The 20,499-nt window shown below is 64.4% G+C and carries 13 protein-coding genes; 7 read left to right on the forward strand and 6 right to left on the reverse strand.

The genetic code is table 11. From position 1 onward, the window contains the following. Positions 1-71: 71 nt before the first annotated feature. Complete coding sequence (gene pbpC / locus ACIPZH_RS16030; protein WP_400636854.1) at positions 72-2,426, reverse strand: peptidoglycan glycosyltransferase PbpC; 2,355 nt, start codon at positions 2,424-2,426, stop codon at positions 72-74. Positions 2,427-2,503: 77 nt separating this feature from the next. Here pbpC and ACIPZH_RS16035 point away from each other — a divergent pair, with 77 nt between their 5' ends. Further along, the gene (locus ACIPZH_RS16035; protein WP_241806171.1) at positions 2,504-2,797 is read left to right on the forward strand and encodes a hypothetical protein; all 294 of its coding nucleotides are present in this window, start codon (positions 2,504-2,506) and stop codon (positions 2,795-2,797) included. Positions 2,798-2,926: 129 nt separating this feature from the next. Here the strand turns inward: ACIPZH_RS16035 and ACIPZH_RS16040 are convergent, their stop codons facing one another. Further along, a complete protein-coding gene (locus tag ACIPZH_RS16040) occupies positions 2,927-7,828 on the reverse strand; it encodes an alpha-2-macroglobulin family protein (protein WP_400636855.1) in 4,902 nt (1,633 codons plus the stop codon). A gap of 132 nt (positions 7,829-7,960) precedes the next feature. Here ACIPZH_RS16040 and ACIPZH_RS16045 point away from each other — a divergent pair, with 132 nt between their 5' ends. After that, positions 7,961-9,298 (forward strand): MATE family efflux transporter, encoded by a 1,338-nt coding sequence (locus tag ACIPZH_RS16045; RefSeq protein ID WP_400636857.1) that lies wholly within the window; start codon positions 7,961-7,963, stop codon positions 9,296-9,298. A 43-nt stretch (positions 9,299-9,341) separates the two neighbouring features. On the opposite strand, the gene speA is transcribed toward ACIPZH_RS16045, so the two are convergent. Both speA and ACIPZH_RS16055 read right to left on the reverse strand, forming a co-directional pair. Continuing rightward, positions 9,342-11,255, reverse strand: coding sequence for an arginine decarboxylase (gene speA, locus ACIPZH_RS16050; RefSeq protein WP_241806174.1), 1,914 nt, complete (start codon positions 11,253-11,255; stop codon positions 9,342-9,344). Between the two features lie 149 nt (positions 11,256-11,404). Continuing rightward, positions 11,405-11,776, reverse strand: a complete 372-nt coding sequence (locus tag ACIPZH_RS16055) for a translation initiation factor Sui1 (RefSeq protein ID WP_241806175.1) — start codon at positions 11,774-11,776, stop codon at positions 11,405-11,407. A gap of 243 nt (positions 11,777-12,019) precedes the next feature. Between ACIPZH_RS16055 and ACIPZH_RS16060 the strand changes: the two genes are divergently transcribed. Next, on the forward strand, positions 12,020-12,631 hold the full coding sequence (locus tag ACIPZH_RS16060) for a transferase (RefSeq protein ID WP_400636858.1): 612 nt from the start codon (positions 12,020-12,022) through the stop codon (positions 12,629-12,631). Here ACIPZH_RS16060 and ACIPZH_RS16065 read toward each other — a convergent pair. Then, the gene (locus ACIPZH_RS16065) at positions 12,622-13,158 is read right to left on the reverse strand and encodes an NUDIX hydrolase (protein WP_241806177.1); all 537 of its coding nucleotides are present in this window, start codon (positions 13,156-13,158) and stop codon (positions 12,622-12,624) included. The genes ACIPZH_RS16060 and ACIPZH_RS16065 overlap by 10 nt on opposite strands. 2 nt (positions 13,159-13,160) lie before the next feature. Further along, on the reverse strand, positions 13,161-14,228 hold the full coding sequence (locus ACIPZH_RS16070; protein WP_400636859.1) for a DUF2333 family protein: 1,068 nt from the start codon (positions 14,226-14,228) through the stop codon (positions 13,161-13,163). Positions 14,229-14,473: 245 nt separating this feature from the next. On the opposite strand from ACIPZH_RS16070, the gene ACIPZH_RS16075 reads away from it, so the two are divergent. The 4 genes from ACIPZH_RS16075 (at position 14,474) to aroQ (ending at position 20,418) form a co-directional block, all read left to right on the forward strand. Beyond that, the gene (locus ACIPZH_RS16075; RefSeq protein WP_400629829.1) at positions 14,474-15,853 is read left to right on the forward strand and encodes a diguanylate cyclase; all 1,380 of its coding nucleotides are present in this window, start codon (positions 14,474-14,476) and stop codon (positions 15,851-15,853) included. Positions 15,854-16,080: 227 nt separating this feature from the next. Beyond that, the gene (locus ACIPZH_RS16080; protein WP_400636945.1) at positions 16,081-17,928 is read left to right on the forward strand and encodes a methyl-accepting chemotaxis protein; all 1,848 of its coding nucleotides are present in this window, start codon (positions 16,081-16,083) and stop codon (positions 17,926-17,928) included. A 76-nt stretch (positions 17,929-18,004) separates the two neighbouring features. Then, entirely contained in the window at positions 18,005-19,786 is a 1,782-nt protein-coding gene (locus ACIPZH_RS16085) for a protein-disulfide reductase DsbD (protein ID WP_400636861.1), read from the forward strand. Between the two features lie 179 nt (positions 19,787-19,965). Then, complete coding sequence (gene aroQ, locus ACIPZH_RS16090) at positions 19,966-20,418, forward strand: type II 3-dehydroquinate dehydratase (RefSeq protein ID WP_241806182.1); 453 nt, start codon at positions 19,966-19,968, stop codon at positions 20,416-20,418. The last annotated feature ends 81 nt before the right edge of the window (positions 20,419-20,499 follow it).

Here is a 20,499-nt window from a genome sequence, read left to right on the forward strand (position 1 = left end):
GGCGCCGGGGCGTCGGCCGGCCACACCCATCACCAGCAAGCGTAGGTGCTGCCCCGCTAAACGTCGACCGGTTACTCGCTGACCTGAAATGCCACCCGCGCAGTTTCACCGCTCTCATCGAGTGCGCTGAGCTCATTCTGCCCAGCCTGTTCGAAGCGTACCCGCATGCTGCCCTGCCCCTCGGTCTGGCCAAGGGGCTGGCCGTTGAGGAACCACCAGCGTCGCCCACCCCCACCCAGGGCCGAAACCTGCAGTTGCAATGGCTCGCGGCTGGTGGCCGGGCGGCGCAGGTTGTCGCCTGGGCGTACACCGACGATCGATAGGGGCGGTGCTGTGGCAGGCACCTGCGGCGGGCAGCTGGGGTCCACGGCCGGCAACCGCGCCGCACGCCGCTCGACCCGCGCCAGCCAAGGCTCGAGCGGGGCTGGCCAAAGGGCTATATCGCGCGCGTGGGCACCCGGGCAAGTGCCATCCACCCGCAGCCCCTGCGCGTTGACCCAGACCTGCTCATGCAAACCCAGCCCAAGCGGTTGATCGGCTGCCTGCAGAGTCGGCGGAGTGGTGCCGTCCAGGGTCCAGGCGAAGCGCTGGCGCCTGCAGTTGGGGTCTTGCCGGCTCATTGGCTGGCCCAGCGGCCAGCAGATCGCGGCCACGCCAATGCTGGCAGGCACGTGCTCGACCGGCACGCCAAGGCCCCGCTGGCTATCGCGGTTGGTCAGCAGGTCGTGAATCTGCAGCATCAGCGGCGCTGCCGAGGCCAGGCCGAACTGGCCGGGTACTGGCGTGCCGTCGGGCCGGCCAATCCACACGCCAATCAGGTAACGCGGCCCCACGCCGATCGACCAGGCATCGCGAAAGCCATAGCTGGTACCGGTTTTCCAGGCCAACTGTGGGCGCTGCAGCCACTGCGCGTGCGGATCACGGTCCGGTCGCGCCTGGCCGCTGAGAATCCGCCGGATGATCCACGCCGCCCCCGGCGACAGCAGGCGCCGCTCCAGCAGTGGGTCCTGCGGTTGCAAACGCACCCGCGCACTGTTGCCGCCGCGGGCCAATGCCGCATAACCACCCACCAGTTCCTCCAGGCGGCTGCCTGCGCCACCGAGGATCAACGACAGGTTAGGCTCGGCCAATGGCGGCAGCGCCAGCGGCATACCGGCCATGCGCAGTTGCGCGGCAAAGCGCTTGGGCCCGTACGCTTCGAGCAACTGCACCGCCGGCAGGTTCAGCGACAAGGCCAGCGCCGAACTGGCCGAGACCGGGCCGCTGAAACCCATCGAGAAGTTGCCAGGCCGGTAATCACCATAGCGGCGCGGCACATCCTGCAGCAGCGATTCGGAATGGATCAGGCCGTCGTCCAGGGCCATGCCATAGAGGAACGGCTTGAGGGTCGAGCCTGGTGAGCGCAAGGCGTGGACCATGTCGACGTGGCCGAAACGGCGCTCATCGGCAAGGTCGATCGAGCCCAGGTAGGCGCGCACGGCCATGCTGTGCGCATCCACCACCAGCACGGCTGCAGAAGTACGCTCGGGCAAGCGAGCACGCCAGCCCAGCAGCAGGTCTTCCAGGCGCCGTTGCAACGAGGCATCGAGCGTGGTGCGGATCAATGGCGGGCTACCGGGAGTGTTCAGCCGGCGCGCCAGTAGTGGTGCCAGGGCTGGCTCGTGACGCGGGGCCAACAACAACGCTTCTTCGGCAGCTTCCTTGATCTGCCAGGCGGGCCATACCTGATACTCGCCCAGGCGCTGCAGCACCTTGTCCCGGGCACGCTGGGCGCGTGCGGGGTGACGGTCGGGGCGCAACCGGCTGGGTGCCTGGGGCAATACCGCCAGCAGCGCCGCTTCGGCAGGTGTGAGGTGCATCGGTGACTTGCCGAGGTACGCCCAACTGGCCGCCGCCACGCCCTGCAACGTACCGCCGAAGGGCGCCCGGTTGAGGTAGATCTGCAGAATGTCTTGCTTGGACAGGTGCCATTCCAGCTGCGCCGTACGCCACAGTTGCCGCAGCTTGCCTGCCAGCGTGCGGTCGTGAGGATCGAGTAGGCGCGCCACCTGCATCGACAGCGTGCTGCCACCTGAAACAACACGCCCACCGCGCACGTTCAGCCATGCCGCGCGCACCAGCGCCAGGGGGTTGACCCCTGGGTGGTGGTAGAACCAACGGTCCTCGTAGGTCAGCAGGGCCTGCAGGTACAAAGGCGAAACCTCTTGCGGGCTGACCGGGTAGCGCCACACGCCCTGGGCATCGGCGAAGCGCCACAAGGGCGTGCCGTCTTCGGCCAGCACCACCCGCGCCAGGTCATCTGCCGGCATGGGCAATGGCCAGATGCGGTCAGCCAACCACAACAGGCCGACCAGCCCCACCAACGCCACCACGCTGGCGCGCAGGATCCTTGCCGCGCGGTGGCGCGGCCGCGCTAAGCTAGGCATCGGGAACCGACCGGGCCAGGTGATGGCCAAAGGCTTGGGGACGGCAAACTCGCCGATTCGTACATCAGGAAGCAACTATGCATGTAGAAGGTTTTTTCGAGTGGCTTGGCCAGGCACTGGGTTCGTTGATCCGCTTCATCGTCGATGCGTTGAGCGGCTTGTTCAACCTGCTGGCCAATGCCGGGGGCAACTTCATCGATGGTCTTGCGCGCACTCTGGGCATGGACACCTCACTGATCAGCATTCTTGCCCTGATCGTCGGCCTGCTGCTGCTGTACTCGGCAATCCGTGCCTTCATGCGCGCCTCGATCATCCTCGGGATCATCTGGCTGGTGCTCGGGTTGTGGGTGATGAGCTGGGTCATTCGCTGAGCTGCGAGCCGGAAGCTGCAAGCTGCAAGCTTCAAGCTGCAAGAAAAAGCAGGCACGACGCCGATCCGCTTTGCTTGTAGCTTGTAGCTTGTAGCTTGTAGCTTGCAGCTTGCAGCTTGCAGCTGCGCGTCAGCGCCCCCCAACCGTCAGGTCGCCTTGGCCGTCGCCAACCGCCTGGAGGTTCGGGCGGTACATTGACTCCACTTGCGGCGGCGGTATGCGGTAGGTGCCTGGGGTCACGGCTCGTGCCAGGTACAACAAGTGAGTGGTGCCATAGCCGTCAAGCTTGAGCGCTGCCACGTACCGGTCATCACGGTACTCCTGGTGCACCACGCCGGCATTGAGCATCGACTCACGCCACTGCTTCACTGCGCTGCTGGCATTGTTCAGGCTGGCAGCGCTCTGCGCCAGGTTCTGATTCTCCAGCTCAAGGCCCGCCGGCAACAGGTCGACCACCAGTGCATCCGGAACCCGCTCCGTGGCCTTGACCGCCAGATGCACCAGCACCAGGTCGCCACTGCGCAAACTGTGCAGGTCCAGCGGCTGGCCGTTCATCCCCAGGTATTCACGGCGGATCTGCATGCCGTTGCCGCCCGCGGTAGGCGCCTGGCGTGGATAGCCCGAGAGGGTCAGTTGCTGGTAGACCGTTTCGCTACCCTCGTTCTGCACACTCAGCGGCGAGGCCAACAGCGGGCCTTCGAGCTTCATGCCAGCGTCAGCATTGCTGAACTCCCGCACCTCGCCGGCACTGTCCAGGCGCGCCTTCCACGGGGTCTCGGGCTTATCGAGCAAACTACGGCCGGCCAGGTACAGCGCATTGCGCTCCTGCGTCGATAACCAACGGTTGGCTGCCAGCTCATCAGACAGCGCGAACAACCGCTGATCGACCTGGTTGCTGCCCAGACCACTCTCCTGCAGCAACGCCAGGATCAGTGCCTGGTCACGCAGGCTGCTGCCGTAATCGGCCATCCAGCCGTTGCTGCGGCTGATACCCAGGCCCGCTTGCAGTGCTTGCTGCGAACGCGGCTTGTCGCCCATCTTGTCCAGCGCTACCGCCAGTTGCACCAGCGGCAGGCCAGAGCGCGCATCGGCGCGCCGTTCATACAGGCTGCGCAAGGCACCCAGCGGCGCCTGCTGGCTGCGGGAAAGTACCAGCGCGGCGTAGGCCTGTACGGCAAACCGGGTGTGTTCGGCGTTCTCGCTGTAGTCGACCTCGATCAGGTTACGCTCCTGCAGGTAGCGCAACAGGCGTTCATTGGCTTTCTTCAGCGCCTCGGCCGGCACGCCGTAGCCTTGGTCACGCGCCCTGAGCAGGAAGTCGGTGACATAGGCGCTCAACCAGTACTCCTCCTCGCCGTCCGAACTCCACAGGCCGAAGCTGCCGTTGTAACGCTGCATCCCTAGCAGGTGTTCGATGCCCATTTCGATCTTGCGCTTGCGCACCTCGGCCGGCTCGCCCTTGATCCCCAGCCGCTTGAGGCTCTGCGCATCGGCGTACAGCGAAGGGTACAGGCCGCTGGTGGTCTGCTCCAGGCAACCGTAGGGGTAGGCTTCAAGGGCACGGATCTGCTCGGCCAGGTTCAGTGGCGGGCGGCTCGACAGCGCCAGGCTGGCTTCCAGCCCGGCAGGTTCGAATGCTGCCAGGTCGGCTTCAGGCAGCGTCCAGGGCTGGTCCTTGAGGGCCACACGGTAATGCTTGAGCATGGCCGGATACGCCGGGCGTACGCCCAGCGTCCATTCACGTTCGAAGGTGTTTTGCGGCTCGCCCGGCAACTGCAGGCCATTGACCCGCACATGCACCTTGCCCTGGCCCAAGCCACCCTGCGCCTGCACCGGGATCATCAGAGTGGTGCGCTGGCCCTCGGCCAGGGCAACACGCTGCTGAGCGTCCCCTGTTAGGCTCACCTGCCCTTCGCTGCTGATATCGACAGTCAGCTGCTGGGCCAGGCCGGAAAGATTGGCCAGGTCCAGCGCCAGGCGGGTGCGGTCGCCGCCGGCGAGGAAGCGCGGCGCCGAGAGTTCGGCAATCAGCGGGGCCGCCACCACGGTCTTGCCCTCGGCCATGCCGAAGTGGTCCTCGGTCCAAGCCTGGGCCATCAGGCGCAGTTCGCCATTGAAGTCGGGAATATCCACGCTCGCCTCGCCCTCGCCCTGCTCGTTCAGGGCCACCGGCACGCTCTGCCGGGCAACGATGGTGACCGTCGTGTTGGGGCGCTTGCCACCCTTGGCCATGGCTGCGTCACCGCCGAAGGCCAGGCTGGCCAGGCGCCCCTGACCGGCTTCGATCAGTTGGCCATAGATGTCCAGCTGGTCGGCGCCGTAGGCCTTGCGGCCGAACAGGCTGGCGTAGGGGTCAGGGGTTTTGAAGTCGGTGATGTTGAGGATGCCGACATCCACCGCGGACAGCAGCACATGCGCCTGTTTTGGAATACTGCCATCGGCATTGGTGGCCTTGATCCTGACCTTCAGGGGTTGCTTGGGGCGCATTTTTTCCGCTGCCTGCAGGCTGACCGCCAGTTTGCGCTCGGCGCGGCCCAGCGGCAGGTGCAACACACCAATGGCCCGCTTGGGCGTGGCATTGGCCTTGCGCTCGCCGGGGCGGATCACCAGGGCACTGATGTACAGGTCGTGACGAGCCCACTGTTTGTCCAGTTGCACATCGAAGGTCTTGCCTTCGGCGGGCACATCGATCGCCTGCCACCACAGCGGGCCATCACTGGATTCGATCATCAGGTAGCCATTGCCGGCAGCTGGCGGGGTTACCGTGACCTTCGCAGTCGCGCCGTCAGCGTAAGCCGGCTTGTCCAGCGCCAGCTTGACCTGGTCAGGGCGCACTGCGCCGCCTTCGGCATTGTCCTGGGCGCGATATCCCGCCCAGAAGCGTTGGCTGGACACCAGGCCCGTCTCCGGGTCTTCCACTTCTACGCGGTAGGGGCCCCACTCGACCTGAAAGGTCAGCTTGGCGGTAGAGCCCGCTTGCACGTTCACCTGCTCCTCGCTCTGAGTGAGGAATTTTTCGTTGTAGTTGTAGCTCCAGCCGTCGCTTTGCGAGTAGTTCCAGTAGTAGTCGCGGCGCTCTCGAATCAGCCGTACCTTGAGGCCGCTGGCGGCGAGCTTGTTGCCGTCACGGTCGGCCACCAGGAACTCGAATTCCACCGGGCCGTCGCTGTCGGTTTCTTCACCCTCGACCACGCCACGCAGGCCAGGCAGGCGGCCGGCAGGCCAGATCGGTTGTTCGAGACGACGGGTGATCGGACGGCCACCGGACTCCTGCAAACTGGCCTGGACGGTCAACTGCAACGGCGAGCGCGCTTCGGCCCAGCGGCTTTCGATAGCGATCACGGCCTTGCCGGCCTGATCGAGGGTCACTTCATCCAGCTCCAGATCCTGGTTCAGCTCGGTTTCGGTAACCGAACCGAACTGGTACCCCGGCAAAGCAGGCACCGCTTCGCGCAGGGGGCGCACGTACGCCTGCCCGCTCAGCCGATTGCCCGCCGCCGGCGCACCGTAGAGGTAACGGCCATTGACCTGGACCTGCGCCGTTTGCTCGGGCGAGAGCGGTGTGCCGCTGCCCTTCAGTTCAAGCGCCAGGCGTTCAGGAAGGAAGTCTTCGACGAGGAATTCATAGACCTGCTTGCGCCCCCCTCCCAAGTCGAGCAACAGTTGCCAACGACCGGTCGGCGCTTCTGTGGCCAGTTGCAACTGGTATTGATAGAGGCCACTGGCATCGGCCTCCCAGACAAACTTGCGGCTGACCTGCTCATCCGGGCGGCGCACCTCGACGCTGACCGGCTGGGCCTTCACCGGCTTGCCATCCTGGTCGCGCAAGAGGCCGTTGAGCAGCACCGTCTCACCCGGGCGATACAGGTCGCGCGGGCCAAAGATGAAGAACTGCAGAGGGTTTGCCTGCGGGCCGGTGATGTCGAATTCGGCCAGGTCCAGCGCTGCAGTGTTCAGGCGTAGCAGTGTGGTATGCACACCCTGGGTCGCGATCAGGGTATCGGCCTTGGCCGTGAGCGGCAGTTGGGCATGGCCTTGGCCATCGGTCTTGGCCTGGGCCAGCAGCTTGCCCTTGTCGTCACGCAGCTCGAGGTTTACCTCCTTGAGCGCCTTGCCGCCCTCCAGGGCTTGGGCAAACACGTCAAGGCGGTCGCGATAGCGGTGGGCCGATACGCCGATGTCGCTGAGGGTGAACAACGTCGCCGGCTGCGAATAATCGTAGGTCCCCGACGCGCGCATCACTGCCAGGTACACGCCCGGCTCCTGCAGCGGCTTGATCCCGGCGATCGGCAGCAACACGGTCTCACGGGTATTGCGCGCCGGGTTGAGGTCGAACCGGCCGCTGTAGACCAGGTCGGCCAGGGCCAAGGTTTCCTTGGACTGGTAGTCGTAGAGGCTGCTGTTGCGGCCCCAGTTGACCAGGAAGGTCGAGAGCATGTCCGGCTTGACCCGGAAAAACTCGACATCGACCTTGTCGACGTTCAGGGCAATCACCGGCAGGCCCTCGGCCAGCCGCGCCGGCAGCAGCGAACCACGGCTGGCGAAGCCGATGGTCGGTTGCATGTCGCGGGTTTCCAGACGGGTCACCGATTCGCCTTCTAGCTGCTTGCCGTTGACGGCGAGCAGGCCCTTGTCGACGGTCAGCACCAGTTTGCGCTGCGGCTCGAGGTGCCGCAGGCGCAGCTCCATGTGGTTGTCGGCAAGCTCCCAGGCACCGTCGACCTTGCCTTTGACGGTATCGACCAGATGCAGCTTGGCAGCGAAGTCCTGCTTGGCGTCCAACGGCGCGGAAAAACTGACCGAGAGGGCACTGGCGCCGTCGAGCTGCACTTCCGAGACATCCAGCACGCTGAGCTCACGGCCCTCGTAGCGTTTGGCCAGTTCGGCAGTGTCCTCAGGCTTGGGCGCCGCAGATTCGGCTGCGGTGCTTGCCGCCGGTTTTTCGGTAGCGGCAGGTTCGTCTGGCGTGGAGGAATCACAGGCACTGAGCAGGGCCAGCGCGCAGGCCAGCAACAATCCTTTGTTGAACATGGAGTGGGGACTCTAAATAGGCAGCGTAGGCGTGAAGGCAGCAACTATAGCGCAACGGCAGGTGGCTGGCCGGTACAATGCGGCCTCTCGATCCAGAAGGGCACATAGCGGCCTGCTTTCTCAGGAACACAAATGTCGCAAATTGCCACCGACTGGCGCCACCGCCTCACCCACCGCAACGTCTGGGCCCTGGCCGCGCCGATGATCCTGTCCAACATCTCGGTGCCATTGGTAGCCTTGGTAGACAGCACGGTTATCGGTCACCTGCCCCACGCCCATCAGCTTGGCGCAGTGGCCGTGGGCGCCACGCTGTTCACCTTCATGGTCGGCCTGATGGGCTTCCTGCGCATGGGCTCCACCGGCTTCGCTGCCCAGGCCGCAGGGCGTGCCGATGGTGCTGCGTTGCGCCAGGTACTGGTGCAAGGCCTGCTGCTAGCGGTGGGCTTTGCCGTGCTCATCGGCCTGCTCGCCCTGCCCTTCAGCCAACTGGCGCTGCACGCGATGCAACCGAGCCAAGCCTTGCAGCAATCGACCGAGGCCTTCTTCCATACCCGCCTGCTCGGCCTGCCAGCGGCGCTGGCCAGCTACGCGCTGGTCGGCTGGTTCCTCGGCACACAGAATGCCCGCGCGCCGCTGGCCATTCTGCTGACCACCAACCTGCTGAACATCGTTCTCAACCTATGGTTCGTGCTTGGCCTGGAGTGGGGTGTGCTGGGGTCGGCGCGGGCGTCGGTGATCGCCGAGTGGGCGGCCGCACTGCTTGGCCTGGCCTTGACCCGCCCTGCCCTGCGCGCCTACCCCGGGTATATCGCCTGGGCGGCACTCAAGCGCTGGCAAGCCTGGCGGCCGTTGCTTTCCGTCAACCGCGATATCTTCCTACGCAGCCTGGCCCTGCAGCTGGTGTTCCTGCTGATCACTGTGCAAGGCGCACGCTTGGGCGAAGCGACGGTGGCGGCAAACGCACTGCTGCTCAACGGCCTGCTGCTCACCGCCTACGCCCTGGACGGGCTGGCGCATGCCGTGGAGGCCCTGTGCGGCCATGCCATCGGTGCCCGCGATCGGGACACCCTGCGCCGCTCACTGGTCGTGGCCTGTGGATGGTCATTGATCACCAGCCTGGGGTTTGCCGGGCTGTTCCTGCTGGCCGGGCATGTGTTCATCGACCTGCAGACCGACATCGACAGCGTGCGCGCGGCGGCATACCCGTACCTGCCGTACCTGGCGGTGCTGCCATTGGTTGCGGTGTGGAGTTACGTGCTGGACGGGCTGTTCATCGGTGCGACGCGGGCGCGGGAGATGCGCAATGCGATGCTGGTTTCGGTGCTGATGGCATTGCCGCTGGCGTGGGCCATGAGTGGGTTTGGCAACCACGGATTGTGGTTGGCGTTTCTCGGGTTCATGGCGTTACGGGCGGTTACGCTGGGTTGGACAGGCTGGCGCCTGCAACGAAAAGGGCTGTGGATTCACTGATGCCAGGCTGCTCCTGCTGCGGTAGCAGGAGCAGCCTGGCCAGTCACGACGACAAGTACGAAGACCGGGTCAGCCCCAGGCGCAGTGCATCGAGGAACTGGGTCCGCTCGCGCGCAGTGATCTTGGCGCTGGCCACTTTGTCGCGGTAGTGGGTCATCAACTCCTCCGGCGACAAGTGCACGTAGCGCAGCATGTCTTCGATGGTGTCGTGGGTCTCGATACCGGCGTGGTACACGCTGCCGTCGGCGTGCTGGTAGATGTTCACCGAGTCGGTGTCACCGAACAGGTTGTGCATGTCACCCAGAATTTCCTGGTAGGCGCCGACCAGGAACACCCCCAGCAGGTAGTCCTCACCGTCCTTGAGCGAGTGCACCGGCATGCTGGTCTCGATGCTCTGCTCGTCGACGTACTGGTTGATCTTGCCGTCGGAGTCGCAGGTCAGGTCCTGCAGCACGGCGCGGCGCAGCGGCTCTTCGTCCAGGCGGTGCAGCGGGATGATCGGCAGTACCTGGCCAATGGCCCAGGTGTCCGGCAGGCTCTGGAATACCGAGAAGTTGCAGATGTACTTGTCGGCCAGCTTGTCGTTCAGTTCATCCAGCACCTGGCGGTGCGAGCGCTGGCGGGCCTTCAGCGAGTTGTGCAGGCGGCGGCACACAGCAAAGTAGCACTGCTCGGCCAAGGCCTTTTCGCTCAGGCTGATCTTGCCATCGGCGTACTGCGCCGCCACGTCACCCATGTAGTGCGTAGCGCGCCAGTAGGTCTCGGTGACCATCTCGATGTCGGTCGGGCCGAGCAGGTCGGCCAGCCACTGCACGGTCTCGGGCAGGCTTTCCTTGTTTTCGATGGTCGGCACGTCGTCGTTGTGTTTCTCGACGTCGGTCACCTGGATCACCAGCATGGCGTGGTGCGCAGTCAGCGAGCGACCACTCTCGGAGAAGATGTGCGGATGCGGCAGGCCCTGGGCGTCACAGAACTCCTTGAGCATGCCCACCACCACGCCGGCATAGTCGTCCATGTCGTAGTTGATCGAGCTGGCGTTGCGCGAGTGGGTACCGTCGTAGTCCACACCCAGGCCACCACCTACATCGATATGGTCGACCGGCAGCCCCAGGGCACGGAGCTCGCCGTAGTAGCGGATGGCTTCCTTGAAGCCGTGCTGGTAGTCGGCCAGGTTGGCGATCTGCGACCCCATGTGGAAGTGCAGCAGACGGATGCCCTGGTCCAGCCCGGCATCGCGGAAGCGCTGCACGACCGAAATCAACTGGGCAGCAGAAAGGCCGAACTTGGACTTCTCGCCACCGGTGTCTGCCCACTTGCTCGAAGCCAGCGACGACAAGCGGACGCGCAGCCCAACCTGCGGCTTGACCTTGAGCTCGGCGGCCTCTTCGATCACCAGCGCCACCTCGGACTCTTTCTCGATGACGATGAACACGTTGTGGCCGAGCTTTTGCCCCATCAGCGCCAGGCGGATGAACTCACGGTCCTTGTAGCCGTTGCAGACGATGGTGCCGCCCTTCGGTGCCAGCGCAAGCACCGCCAGCAGCTCAGGCTTGGAGCCCGCTTCCAGGCCGATGGAAACGTTCTGCGTGGCGATGATGTTCTCTACCACCGCTTCCTGCTGGTTGACCTTGATCGGATACAGCGCGGTGTACTGGCTCTGGTACTCGAGGCGCGCGATGTTGGCGTCGAAGGCACCGGTCAGCTGGCGCACGCGGTCCTGCAGAATATCGGGGAAGCGCACCAACAGCGGCAGCGACAAACCGCTCTGGCGCAGCTCATCGACCTGCTCGAACAGGTCGATCGGCGCGCTTTGAGGGCCGTTGGGGCGCACTTCGACGCGCCCGGCTTCATTGATGGCGAAATAACCAGCGCCCCAATGGCGGATGCCATAAACACTGCGGCTGTCGGCCACGGTCCATTGGCTACCATCGTCTTTGCGTGTGCGTCGTACGGACATTCAAGTCCCCTATAAAGTCGAAGACACTGCCCCACATGGTGGCGGGCGCAGTGTAAAAGCTGGAAATGACGATTCATCCGTGCCCAGGAATAGACCCTGGTCGCGGGAACGAGTTTAGAAAGCGCTGGGCAAAAACTCGCGGGATGGCCTCAGCCCCCGGACTTTTTCGCCTTGAAACCCTGTTTGGTCAGCTCGCCGATCAACAGCTCGACATGGTCGCCCTGGATCTCGATTACCCCGTCTTTCAGGGCGCCGCCGGTACCGCAGCGGCGCTTGAGCGTGGTGGCCAGCGCTTTGAGCTGGTCTGGCGGCAGCGGTACACCGGTGACGGTGGTCACGGTCTTGCCACCACGGCCTTTGCTCTCACGGCGAACACGGGCGATGCCGTCGCCTTCGGGGAGGGTTTGCTGCTTGCAGATGCAGGCATCCACCGGCTGGCTGCAGTCGGGGCAGTGCCGACCGGCGTCGGTGGAGAACACGAGACCGCCAAGGGCGGAAAAGGAAGAAGCTTTCTTGGCCACTTTTGTTCCTCTGTGCTGAGGACAAAAACTGGTCGGCAGGTGCCGACCGCGAAGCCCCACTCTGGCAGGGGCGGCGCTACTGCCGCAAGACCTGCGGCAGCCCGAAAAGGGCGCGCAGTGTAACGATAAAATAGGCAATTGCTAAGTACTGGAATGCGCCATTATGCGAATGTTTTGCGACTTCGCCGCCTGTCGGCGCCTGCGTTGATGCAAACTGGCGGGTCTTACCCAGGAGACAGGCCCATGACGACACCTCAAATCGGTACGTTCATCGCCAGCTGGCACGAGCTGGGCGTAGCCGTGCCCACCCCATGGGGCGTGACCCAGGCATGTGAAAGCCAGGTCCTGTCCCTGATGACGCGCCTCGACGCAGGGTATCGGCGCCAGGGTGATCATGCCATTCATCACACCGCCGTCGTCGAGCCCGGGGCAGTGCTGAAAGGGGCAATCATCATTGGCCCCGGGGCCTTCGTGGCTGCGGGTGCCTACCTGCGAGGCGGCGTCTACATCGCCAGCAACTGCATCGTCGGGCCAAGCTGCGAGGTGAAAAGCAGCTTCATGCTCGATTCGAGCAAGTTGGCCCATTTCAACTTCGTCGGCGACTCGCTGATCGGGGCCAACGTCAATATCGAAGCCGGGGCGATCATCGCCAACTACCGCAATGAACTGGAGGGGGCCGTCATCAGGATTCGCCACGCACAGGCGACCCTCGACACCGGGGTGCGCAAGTTCGGCGCCTTGATAGGCGATGGTTGCAGGATAGGTGCGAACGCGGTCATCGCCCCTGGCGCAGTGCTCGAGCCCGGTACCCGGGTGCCGCGCCTGGGGCTGATCGACCAGTTCGCCTACGACTGAGCAGCCTTGTAGCGCGCCAGCGCTGCCAAGGAGTCAGGGCAGTAAGGGTAGATATGCTGATCTTCTGCGACCTGTGCGAGGCTGACGAAACGCGCTTCGCTCACCTCCTCCGGCTGCAGCCGCAAAGGCGCATCGGACACCGCCGAATACACCGCGCACCACAGGCGGTTATCCGGCTGGTCGAAATAGAACCGCTCATGAAATTGCAGCGCCACGCCTTCGATACCCAGTTCCTCGGCCAGCTCGCGGGCTGCCGAGACGGCATACGACTCGCCCGCGGCCACCATGCCGCCTGCTGCCACATCCCAGTAACCTGGGTATAGCGCCTTGCTCAAGGTACGCCGGTGTACGCAGAGTTGCCCTGCGCCGTTGAACAGCAGAATGAAGGTACACCGGCCGATCAGGCCCCGCTCACGCAGCTCGGCCCTTGGCAGCGCACCAAGCACCTGGTCGGCTTCGTCCACCCAGGCAACCAGCTCTCGGTCGGAGGCCGCCCGGTGGGCGGCCTCTTTGGGGCTGATGGCCATATTCAACCCTGCGACAGCAGCTGGCGCAGATCGATGACCGCAGCGTTGGCCCGGGAAATGTAGTTGGCCATGACCAGCGAGTGGTTGGCCCACATGCCGAAACCACTGCCATTGAGCACCATCGGACTCCACAGCGCCTCTTGCGAGGCCTCCAGTTCACGGATGATCTGGCGCACGCTGACGGTGGCATTCTTCTTCGCCAATACGTCAGCGAAGTCCACCTCGATAGCCCGCAGCAGGTGCGACAGCGCCCAGGCTTGGCCACGGGCCTCGTAGAACACGTTGTCGATCTGCAGCCATGGGGTCTCCACCACCTCCTCGTCCACCTGCGGCGCCTGGCCGGCAACCACCGACTCGGTCTTCAGTGTGGTGTTGAGCTTGACCCGGCCGACGCTGGCCGACAGGCGCTGCGACAGCGAGCCCAGGCGCGTGGCGACATCGCCCAGCCAGTTGTTCAGGTTGTCGGCACGGGTGTAGAAGATCGCGCCCTTGTCGCCTGCAGCCAGGCGAGCCTGATAGCGCGCAAGCGATTTGATGCCCTCTTCGAACTCAGACTCGCTGGATGGCAGGATCCAGCTCTTGTTATCGAAGTTGAAGCGCGGCTCCGCTTTGGCCAGGTCCGCGTCCTCGGTAGATTGCGACTGCGAGCGGGCGAAGTCTTTGCGCAAAGCGCGGGACAGGTCACGCACCTGGACCAGCACGCCGTATTCCCAGCTCGGCATGTTGTCCATCCACAACCCCGGCGGGAAGCGATCGTTGGAAATGTAGCCGCCCGGCTTGTTCAGCAGGGTTTCGGCCACAGTCTTGAGCGTTTCGATGGTGGTGTAACCAATCACCATCTGTTGGCCATTGCGCTCGGCGGCTGCCTGGGCGGTCTGCTGCACCGGGAACAGCTCCGGTTCCTGGCTCCAGTACCAGCCCAAGCCGATGCAGACCAGCAGGTACAACCCGATCAGGGTTCCCAGGGCTCGGCTCCAGAGGCCACCCAAATAGCCACGGGCGGCAGCACCGCGGCCATCGACACGCTCACGGGGCTCGGCCTTGGCCTCGCGGTTTTTCCAGTCCAGCATGGCTTTGTCCTTATCAGTCACGACGGTTCAGGGCTTTTGACCACAGGCCAATGCCAGGGTGCCACGGCAAGCCCATGTTGCTGCACTATAAAGCAGACACCACCGTACGCATAAGCGACCAATCAGTCAGTAACTGAATATTCGTCATCAAGGCTTTGTTGATCCGCCGCACTCGCATGGGTGAAAAGAACTGCTAGCATAGAGCCATCATCGCACCTGCACATCCCACTATAAGTAGTCAGGACATGACCCAAGCCGCGGAGCCGAGCCAAGAGCGCCTCAAGCAGGAGCTCGATCAACTGCTGCAACGCCTGTCGCGCACAGGTTTGCGCAAGGGCGACCAACTTGACCAGTTGACCCTGCCACCTGCCCGCAGGCCGGTGTATCTGCTGCTGCGCGACCACGAACGTGCCGAGCGTCTGGCCCAGCAGCTGGAGTTCTTCGGCCTGAGCGTGCAACCGCTGTTCAGCGTCGACGCGTTGCTGGCCTCTGTGGCAGAGCTGGGGCCATCTGCCATCGTGATGGATGTCGACTTCGGCGGGCCGGGTTGCGGCATGCAACTGGCGGCGCAGGTGCAGTCGGGGCTGGAGCAGCCGATCCCGCTGTTGTTCTTCAGCCTGAACGAAGCGGACACGCCAACGCGTCTGGCCGCGGTGCGCGCAGGTGGCCAAGCGTTTCTCACCGGCACACTGGAGGCCTCCAGCCTGCTTGAGAAGCTCGAGATCATGACCAGCACCGCGCCGCTTGAACCACTGCGCGTGCTGATCATCGACGACTCACGCACCCAGGCGCTGCACACCGAACGCGTGCTGGGCAGCGCCGGGATGATCACCCGCAGCCTGACCGACCCGATCCGCGCCATGGCCGAGCTGGCTGATTTTCAGCCCGACCTGATCATTCTCGACCTCTACATGCCCGCCTGCTCCGGCCCGGAACTGGCCAAGGTGATCCGCCACAACGACCGCTACGTCAGCGTACCGATCATCTACCTGTCCGCCGAGGACGACCTGGACAAACAGCTCGATGCCATGAGCGAGGGCGGCGACGACTTTTTGACCAAGCCAATCCGCTCACGCCACCTGATCACCACCGTGCGCAACCGCGCTGCACGTGCGCGCCACCTCAAGTCGCGCATGGTCCGCGACAGCCTTACCGGCCTGTACAACCACACGCACATCCTGCAACTGCTGGAGGACTGCAGCTTTCGCGCCCGTCGCGAGGGCCAGCCGCTGAGCTTTGCCATGCTCGACATCGACCACTTCAAGAAGATCAACGACCGCCATGGCCACCCCATGGGCGACCGGGTGATCAAGAGCCTGGCGCTTTTTCTCAAGCAACGGCTGCGCAAGACCGACTTCATCGGCCGCTATGGCGGCGAAGAATTCGCCATCGTCATGCCCAACACCGCATTGGATGCCGCCCACAAGGTGCTGGACGAGATCCGCCGACGCTTCGCCGAAATCCTCTACCCCGCGCAGCCCTGCGACCTGCAGTGCACCTTCAGTGCCGGGATCGTGCAACTGGACGATGAGCTCGATGCATTGAGCATGGCCAGCACCGCAGATGAGGCGCTGTATCGGGCCAAGCATGCCGGGCGCAACTGTGTGGTACGGGTCGAGCCCTGAGCGGCCGACCCGCGCCAACAAGATAGCCTTGAGCCACCATCGTCATCACCGCGTCACAAAATAGCAATAACTTCAGGCACCTACCTCCCCACCCCCGCAGGAAGTTAGCGGCTATGCGCCTGAAGTGGCTGACCAATTTCAATACCCTGTTACTGGTGACCGTGTGTATCGCGCTGGGTGCAACCCTGTGGTGGTCGCAGCGTGCCCTGGAGCGCCCCTATCAATTGATGGAACGCTATCTGGGCCTGTCGCAGCAGTTCCAGAATCAGGCCGCGCGCAACATCCAGGCCTATCTGGGCAGCGGCGACGCCCTGCGCCATGCCGCGGCGCTGGAGGCCAACCAACAGCTTGCGCAGGCACTGGCCGACTGGCCTGAAGCGCTGGCCGGCCAATTGCGCCCAAGCCTTGATAGCCTGCAAGCATTCACAGCCAACGAGCTGCTCGCGGCCGGCAAACTGGCCGGCGACCCTCAAGCCCTGCTGTTGCAGGCCGAACGTGAACTGGGCGCCAATCTCGAACAGCTGGCCAACTATGCCCGCGACAGCGCCAGCAGCGAGGCTAGCCGTTATCTGCTGCCGCTGTTCGACGCCAGCGTACACCTGGGCCGCCTGTCGCTGGCCCGTGACAAACTGGTCAGCAGCGGCCGCGCCGAGCTGGCCGACGAGGTGGAACGCGAGCTGCAATTGATCCGCGCCCAGGCTCAGGTCATCGACAACCTGCCGTTGCTGGGCGTGACCCGCGCCGCCGAATCCAACGCCGATGATTTCGCTGCCATGATGGGCCTGGAAACGCAGACCGCAGGGGAGCAGGAAGACGTTGCCGTGGGCCTCAAGCGCGAACTGCAAAGCCTGCTCAACCGCTACCCCGGCGAACTGCAACGGACCCGCGACCAGATCGAACGGCGTACCGTGCTGGCCGCCAGCACCAACGAACGGCTCGACGCCGTGCAAAAGGCCATTGCCAGCCTTGAGCCTGAAGTGCGCGGCCAGCATGCACGTATCGCCAGCGAAGTGCGCCTGATCCAGGGCCTGATGATCGGCCTGATCCTGCTGATCGCCCTGCTCATCGACACCCTGCAGCGGCGGCTGACGCGTACCCTGACTGGCTTGGCCCCGGCGCTGTCACGATGGGCCGAAGGCGACTTCGCCGCCCCCATCGTCCTGGGCAAGACCAACCGCGAGTTGCACGACATCCAGGAATCGCTCAACCGCCTGCGCCAGTACCTGGTAGAGCTGGTCGGCACCATCCGCCACAACGCCGAGCAGGTGGCCGGCAGCAGTCACGCACTGGCCGGCATGAGCGCTGCCCTGCATGACGGCGCAGAGCGCCAGGCGGGTGACACCGGGCAGATCCGCGATGCACTGGGCGAACTGGAGGCAACCATTTTGCAAGTGGCCGGTGATGCCAGCTCTGCGGCCGATGCCAGCCGCGCTGCCGGCCGCGCCGTGGAGCAAGGCCAGACGGTTATCGGCCAGAGCCTTGGCGGGCTGCGTACGCTGGTCGATGAAGTACAGGGCAATGCACGCATGATCGAACAGCTGGCCGAGGAGTCGGCCACCATCGGCGGTGTGCTCACGGTGATCAGGTCGATCGCCGAGCAGACCAACCTGCTGGCGTTGAACGCCGCCATCGAAGCCGCCCGCGCGGGCGAGATGGGCCGCGGCTTTGCCGTGGTCGCAGACGAGGTACGCTCGCTGGCGCAACGCACCACTGGCGCCACTGGCGAGATCCAGGCCTTGATCGACCGGCTGCAGCAGGCGGCAAGGGAATCGGTGACGGGCATGCGCGCGCAACTGGAACACGCCCAAGCTACAGCTGACCAGGCACAGGCTGCCGATGGCGCGCTGGACGAAATCGTCAACGCGATCCGCACCATAGCCAATACCGCAGTGCGCATTGCTGACGTCACGGCCCAGCAGAGTGATGCGGTGAGCGAGATCCGGGGGCACAGCGAGCGGATTCATGAACTGGGTGAAGACAACCTGCAGCGCATCGGTGAAGGGCGTGAGCAGGGCGAGCAATTGCTGACCCTTGGTGGCGAACTGAACCGGGCGGTGCGGGCCTTCAGGCTGTGATCGTTTGCCTGCCCCGCCCCCCAACGAAGGCCAACTCCGTTATCATGCCCGGCACGTTCCACCCCGCGAGGACGCCATGCGCCGCCTGTTTTTCCTGCTTTTCCTGCTGCTGGCCAGCCCTGCCTTCGCCACGGGCCTGCTCGACAACCGCCCCAGCGCCACCCTCGGCGCCGCCTCGCTGAGCAACAGCGCAGACTTTCTGCCAGTACACGAAGCCTTCAAGCTCAGCCTGGTCCAGGCTGATGCGCACACCCTCAAGCTGCGCTTCGTCGCCACCGACGGCTATTACCTCTACCGCCATCGCTTCCAGTTCCGCACCGAGCCGGCAGACATCGCCCTGGGCTCGCCGAACATTCCCAAGGGCGAGGCCAAACACGATGAGTTCTTCGGCGACGTTGAGGTCTACCACGGCGTACTGGACATCGAACTGCCGCGCACCGACGCTCGCGCCTTCACCCTGCTGGTCGGCTACCAGGGCTGTGCCGACAAGGGCCTGTGCTACCCGCCAGAGACGGCACGCCTGAGCATCGACGGCGTAGGGGGTAGCACCGCCGACGCCCCCGCGACGGCCAGCGAACAAGGCTGGAGCTGGAAATCACTGCTGCTGTTCTTCCTCGCCGGGGTTGGCCTGACCTTCACTCCCTGCGTGTTGCCGATGCTGCCGATCCTCTCTGGCGTGGTCTTGCGTGGCCAGGTCGGTGGCCTGCGCGGCCTGGCCCTGTCGCTGGCCTATGTGCTGGCCATGGCCGCCAGTTTCGCCATGCTGGGCGCATTGATGGGCCTGTTCGGTGCAAGCCTGAACCTGCAGGCGCGGCTGCAATCGGCGTGGGTGCTGGTGCCTTTCGCGCTGTTCTTCGTGCTGTTCGCCCTGGCCATGTTCGGCCTGTTCGAACTCAAACTGCCACAGGCCTTGAGCAATCGCCTCGATACCCTCGCCCACCGCACCAAGGGCGGCTCGCTGCTGGGCGCAGCGGTGCTGGGGGTGCTGTCCAGCCTGCTGGTTTCGCCGTGCGTCTCGGCACCTCTGGCCGGCGCCTTGCTGTATATCAGTGCCAGCGGTGACGCCCTGGGTGGCGCTCTCAAACTGTTCGCCCTGGGCCTGGGCATGGGCGCGCCGTTGCTGGTGGTGGCCACGGGGGGCGCGGCCTGGCTGCCAAAGAGCGGGCCTTGGCTGAACACCGTGAAAAACGCTATTGGTGTACTGCTGCTGGGCCTGGCCATCGGCCTGCTCAGCCGCGTACTGCCGGGGCCGGCGACCTTGTTGCTGGTCGGGTTCCTGAGCGTGGGCGTGGCCGTTTTCCTCGGGGCGCTGGAGTTCGTGGTCAAGGCGCCACGCCAACGTCTGGCGCAACTGCTGGGCCTGGCCCTGCTGGTGTACGGCCTGGCCTGCTGGTACGGCGCCCTGCATGGCCAGGGCGACCCGCTGCGCCCATTGCCAGCACCCGCGCCGGCAAGTGCCGGCAGTGGCCCGGCAGCCTCGGTGGATGCCTGGCAAACCGTCACCACGCCTGCTGCACTCGACGCGGCACTGGCCGAGGCGAAAGCGGCGGGGCAGCCCGTGTTGCTCGACTGGTACGCCGACTGGTGCATCAGTTGCAAGGTCATCGAGCATGAAGTCCTCAACGCAGCGCAGGTCCAACCCCAACTGAGCGCCTTCAAGTTGCTGCGTTTCGACATCACCGAAAGCAACGCCGAGCAACGTACCCTGCTCGACCGCTATCAGCTGTTCGGCCCGCCTGCACTGTTGTTCTTTGCCGCGAACGGCAGCGAAATGACCACCGATCGGGTCATTGGCGAGATAAACGCCGCCGAATTCGCGGGTATTCTGGCGCGCGTGCGCGGCAAACTCGGTCTATAACTTCCCGCGTGCCGGCATAATTCTGCGAAGGAGTGACCAGATTTAATTTTTTGGTCACATACTTCGCGCGAACCTCGGACATCGTGCTGGCTATTGCCGGGAACTGGACACTTGCGGTCGCTTTACGGCAAACTCGCCGCGCTGTGTCGAATTGCCCTACAAATCCAAGGAATCTGCAGATGGCAACGCTACTGGTGCTTCACGGCCCCAACCTGAACATGCTCGGGCTTCGCGAACCGAGCCACTACGGCGCCGTGACCCTGGCCCAGATCAACCAGGACCTGGAGCAGCGCGCGCGCGCCGCGGGCCATCACCTGCAATACCTGCAGAGCAATGCCGAGTACGAGCTGATCGACCGGATTCACGCCGCACGCAACGAGGGTGTGGACTTCATCCTGATCAATCCGGCTGCTTTCACCCACACAAGCGTCGCATTACGTGACGCATTGCTTTCGGTGAGCATCCCATTCATCGAAGTGCACCTGTCAAACGTGCACAAACGCGAACCGTTCCGTCACCACTCCTACTTCTCCGATGTAGCCGTAGGGGTGATCTGCGGTCTGGGCGCCAGCGGGTATCGCCTGGCCCTGGAGGCCGCACTGGAACAACTGGCTGCCAACGCACAGCCCTGATGATAGAAGCCCTGGCCTGAGTGGGCCGGGGTTCGAGAAAAACGTTTCAGATACGTTTTTAACTTATGCCCCCTGACCGAA

The organism is Pseudomonas sp. NPDC089758, assembly GCF_044748705.1.
GTDB classification, from domain to species: domain Bacteria; phylum Pseudomonadota; class Gammaproteobacteria; order Pseudomonadales; family Pseudomonadaceae; genus Aquipseudomonas; species Aquipseudomonas putida_X.

Bases quoted from the DNA above. Each gene is read 5' to 3' on its own strand.
- pbpC (WP_400636854.1), bottom strand. From the start codon at position 2,426: ATGCCTAGCTTAGCGCGGCCGCGCCACCGCGCGGCAAGGATCCTGCGC.
- ACIPZH_RS16035 (WP_241806171.1), top strand. From the start codon at position 2,504: ATGCATGTAGAAGGTTTTTTCGAGTGGCTTGGCCAGGCACTGGGTTCG.
- ACIPZH_RS16040 (WP_400636855.1), bottom strand. From the start codon at position 7,828: ATGTTCAACAAAGGATTGTTGCTGGCCTGCGCGCTGGCCCTGCTCAGT.
- ACIPZH_RS16045 (WP_400636857.1), top strand. From the start codon at position 7,961: ATGTCGCAAATTGCCACCGACTGGCGCCACCGCCTCACCCACCGCAAC.
- speA (WP_241806174.1), bottom strand. From the start codon at position 11,255: ATGTCCGTACGACGCACACGCAAAGACGATGGTAGCCAATGGACCGTG.
- ACIPZH_RS16060 (WP_400636858.1), top strand. From the start codon at position 12,020: ATGACGACACCTCAAATCGGTACGTTCATCGCCAGCTGGCACGAGCTG.
- ACIPZH_RS16065 (WP_241806177.1), bottom strand. From the start codon at position 13,158: ATGGCCATCAGCCCCAAAGAGGCCGCCCACCGGGCGGCCTCCGACCGA.
- ACIPZH_RS16070 (WP_400636859.1), bottom strand. From the start codon at position 14,228: ATGCTGGACTGGAAAAACCGCGAGGCCAAGGCCGAGCCCCGTGAGCGT.
- ACIPZH_RS16075 (WP_400629829.1), top strand. From the start codon at position 14,474: ATGACCCAAGCCGCGGAGCCGAGCCAAGAGCGCCTCAAGCAGGAGCTC.
- ACIPZH_RS16080 (WP_400636945.1), top strand. From the start codon at position 16,081: ATGGAACGCTATCTGGGCCTGTCGCAGCAGTTCCAGAATCAGGCCGCG.
- ACIPZH_RS16085 (WP_400636861.1), top strand. From the start codon at position 18,005: ATGCGCCGCCTGTTTTTCCTGCTTTTCCTGCTGCTGGCCAGCCCTGCC.
- aroQ (WP_241806182.1), top strand. From the start codon at position 19,966: ATGGCAACGCTACTGGTGCTTCACGGCCCCAACCTGAACATGCTCGGG.